Source organism: Phenylobacterium sp. (assembly GCF_031412415.1).
In the GTDB taxonomy this organism is placed as follows: Bacteria; Pseudomonadota; Alphaproteobacteria; order Caulobacterales; family Caulobacteraceae; genus Phenylobacterium.
This window is the reverse complement of record NZ_JANOCX010000454.1, coordinates 1-3,478: the sequence shown is the minus strand read 5'-3', so window position 1 is coordinate 3,478 and position 3,478 is coordinate 1. Positions and strand designations below refer to the sequence as shown.

4 protein-coding genes are annotated in these 3,478 nt (G+C 69.2%); 2 read left to right on the top strand and 2 right to left on the bottom strand.

Annotation, left to right across the window (positions count from 1 at the left end):
- Both RMO04_RS20990 and RMO04_RS20985 read left to right on the top strand, forming a co-directional pair.
- Window positions 1-409: hypothetical protein (locus tag RMO04_RS20990; protein WP_405041526.1), on the top strand; the 409-nt coding region annotated here is incomplete at its 5' end.
- Between the two features lie 87 nt (window positions 410-496).
- The gene (locus RMO04_RS20985) at window positions 497-2,233 is read left to right on the top strand and encodes a tetratricopeptide repeat protein (RefSeq protein WP_309646713.1); all 1,737 of its coding nucleotides are present in this window, start codon (window positions 497-499) and stop codon (window positions 2,231-2,233) included.
- On the opposite strand, the gene RMO04_RS20980 is transcribed toward RMO04_RS20985, so the two are convergent.
- Window positions 2,230-2,997: an RNA methyltransferase gene (locus tag RMO04_RS20980; RefSeq protein WP_309646712.1), complete on the bottom strand. Its 768-nt coding sequence runs from the start codon at window positions 2,995-2,997 to the stop codon at window positions 2,230-2,232. The two genes, RMO04_RS20985 and RMO04_RS20980, sit on opposite strands and share 4 nt — an antisense overlap.
- Window positions 2,998-3,193: 196 nt before the next feature.
- A partial coding sequence (locus RMO04_RS20975) for a DUF2059 domain-containing protein (protein WP_309646711.1) occupies window positions 3,194-3,478 on the bottom strand: 285 nt, incomplete at its 5' end.

Below are 3,478 nucleotides of genomic sequence, written 5' to 3'. Positions count from 1 at the left end.
GGCCGAGACGTTCGAGCCCGATCCTGGTCTGGTCGCCGCCGACACCTGCATGGCCAACGCTCTGGTGGAGTCCGGCTTCCAAGGTGTCATCCGGATCGAAACCCCGCCGGACGAGGATCGTTCGCTAGCCAACTGCGATCTGGAGGCCGAGACCCTGTTGGTGGCCGAGTATCGCGCCGTCGCCGGCCCCTGCGTCGCCGATCGTCTACGCGACCTGGGCTATCTAGGCGGCTTCCGCGAACCCCGCGGCGGACTGTCTCGCGATGAGGCGGCCTGCGCGCGCCCGATAGTCGCCCCGCCTCCGCCCGTGGCGCCATCGCCCTCCGGATCGGCGGCGGACCTCGTTACCTTCCGGGGCGCCGACGGGCGGCAGGTCACCGTCATGCGACCGATCCCGAACCCTGACTAGAACCACAGTCCAGATCGCACCTTGAGCGCGGTGGCCTGATCTGACCGAACGGCGTACGCTTTTTGCCTGACGTCCGAGGGGGTCTCCATGCGCTCAGTCCTGTTTGCCACCGTTTTCGCCGCCGGCCTGATCGCCCTGCCCGCCGCGGCCCAGGACCATGCCGGTCACACCACGACCGCGCCGGCCGAGCCCGCCATGAACCACGGCGCCATGCCCATGCCGGGCGCGCCGATGCCGGCCATCTACATGGGCCAGGCCGACAAGCCCGGCGCGCCGGTGTTCGACGGGTTGGGCGACCATCGCCATCCGATCTCCACGCGCAACCCCATGACCCAGAAGCTGTTCGACCAGGGGATCAACCTGCTGTTCGGCTTCAACCACGCCGAGGCGATCCGCTCGTTCCGCGAGGCCGCGAGGCTCGATCCCGACTGCGCCATGTGCTGGTGGGGCGTGGCCTTCGCGTTGGGTCCGAACATCAACATGACGATGCAGGCCGACTCCATCGCCCCGGCCTGGGAAGCGCTGTCGCGCGCCAAGACCTTGCGGTCGAAAGCCTCTCCGCGCGAGCAGGCCTGGATCGATGCGCTTTCCGTTCGTTACGCCGCCCAGCCGCCGGCCGACCGCAAGCCGCTGGACCAGGCCTTCGCCAAGGCCATGGGCGATCTCGCCCGCGCAGATCCCACCGACCTGGACGCGGCGACCTTCCACGCCGAAGCCATGATGGACACCCAGCCCTGGGACTATTGGGAGGCGGACGCCGTCACCCCGAAGGGCCACGGCGCGGAGATCGTCCGCACCCTGGAGGACGTAATGGCCAAGGCCCCGAACCATCCGGGCGCCCTGCACCTCTATATCCACGCCGTGGAGGCCTCGAACACGCCCGAGCGGGCCGAGGCCGCCGCCGACCGTCTGCTGCCGCTGATGCCCAAGGCCGGGCACATCGTGCACATGCCCAGCCACATCTACTATCGCGTCGGCCGCTATGCCGACGCGGCGAAGGCCAACGAGCTGGCCGCCCTGACCGACGAGGAATACATCGCCGCGTGCCGGGCCCAGGGCTTCTATCCGGCGGGCTACTACGGCCACAACATCCACTTCCTCTGGACCTCGGCGGAGATGGAAGGGCGCTCGGCGGTGTCGCACGAGGCCGCCCGGCGGTTGGTGAAGGCGGTCAAGGCCGAGGAGACGGCGGCGAACCTGCCGCTGGCCGAGCTCTTCGTCTTCACCCCGGTGGTCAACCTGCTGCGCTTCGGCAAATGGGACGCGGTGCTGGCCGAGCCCGCGCCACCCCCGAGTCTGAAGCTCGACACCGCCATGTGGCTCTACGCCCATGGGATCGCCGCGGCGAACAAGGGCGACCGAGCCACCGCGATCGCCGACCGCGCGAAGCTTGAGGCGCTCACCCGCGCCGACCTGTCGGCCTTTGACGCCTTCGCCATCCCCGCCAAGCCGATGACCGAGCTCGCGCTGGCCCTGCTGGACGGCGAGATCGCGCGCAAGGACGGTGTGCTGGACGCCGCCGTGGTCCGCTTCAGGACCGCCTCGGACATCGAACGCAAGCTGCCCTACACCGAGCCGGCCTACTGGCATCAGCCGGTCAGCCACTACCTCGGCGCTGCGCTGTTGGAGGCCGGCCGCCCGCAGGAGGCCGAGGCCGTCTATCGCGAGAGCCTCAAGCATTATCGCCGAGATGGCTGGGCCCTGTTCGGCCTGGCCCAGGCGCTGGACCGGCAGGGCAAGGCGGCCGAAGCCGCCACCACGCGCGCGGCCTTCGACCAGGCCTGGAAGACCGCCGACGTGACGCTGACCGCCTCGCGCTTCTAGTCCTTCTTCGCCGCCGCTTCGCGCGCCAGCCGCGCCAGGACCCGCCCGCGTCCCTGGGACAGCGCCGTCACCACACCACGGAAGGTGCGCACCTCCTGGTCGGAGAACCGCGCCCGCGCCAGGGCCGAGCGCAGGTTCTGCACCATCGAGGGTTTCTTCTCCGGCGGATGGAAGAAGCCGGCGTCGTCCAGCTCGCGCTCGAAGTGTTCATATAGCCCCAGCATCGTACCGGCATCGGCGGCGGGTGGAGCATTGCGGAAAGCCGGCGGCGCACTGGCCTCGGTCGTCATGCGCCACTCATAGGCGTTTATGGCGACCGCCTGGGCCAGGTTCAGCGAGCGGAATCGCGGATCGATCGGCAGGGTCACCACCGCCGAACAGAGCGCGATGTCGGCGGTCTCCAGTCCCGCCCGCTCGCCGCCGAACAACAGGCCCACGGCATGACCCTGGGCCACCTCGCCGGAGAGGTTCGCCGCGGCCTCGCGCGGGGTGAGAATCGGCAGTTGCAGTTCGCGCGGCCGCGCCGTGGTGGCATAGACCAGACGCAGGTCGGCGATGGCCGCCTCGACGCTCTCATAGATCCGCGCCGCGTTCAGCGGCCACTCGGCGCCGGAGGCCGCGGCCCAGGCATGTTCCTGCGGCCAGCCATCGCGCGGATTGACCAGGCGAAGGTCCGCCAGGCCGAAATTGGCCATGGCGCGGGCCACCGCGCCGATGTTCTGGGCCAGTTGCGGCTTGTCGAGGATGATGCAGGGCGGGGTCATCGCCCCCTATTAGTTCGCACGCGACCTGTCGGCCAGGGCTGCGACACTGGCCATGGCGTCGTTGGGCGCGGCGACTCCGTGGTCGTGATAGAGCGCCTGGAGGTGGCGCTGACGCGCTAGAGCCTGCAGGCCAAGGTGCGAGTTCGGCTGGCGGCCCGTCGCGGGTGATCGGAGATGACGTCCGGCGGTCGTCGATTCAGGATGCAGGCTGCGACGCGCCCTTCTCGAGGATCAGGGCAATCGTCTCGCGCTCCGCACCCGTACAAGCAATCTCCTGGCACGCCTTGTCGGCTGCGGTTCTCATGACGCCTGTGACTATCTTCTTCATAAGCGGCGTCTGCTGCGCCAGCATGTCCAGCATGATGGCTGGCATTTTCGCGTTGATGGCCTTGCCGACGTCGCTTCTGCTCCAGGCCAGCAGCGCACGGAGTTCGGGTTCGGAGAGGTGGCGAGCATAGGCGACTGCGCCACCTTCCAGGCC

What these genes read in the sequence shown, in the direction of transcription:
- RMO04_RS20985 (WP_309646713.1), top strand. Translation starts at nt 497, where the DNA reads ATGCGCTCAGTCCTGTTTGCCACCGTTTTCGCCGCCGGCCTGATCGCC.
- RMO04_RS20980 (WP_309646712.1), bottom strand. Translation starts at nt 2,997, where the DNA reads ATGACCCCGCCCTGCATCATCCTCGACAAGCCGCAACTGGCCCAGAAC.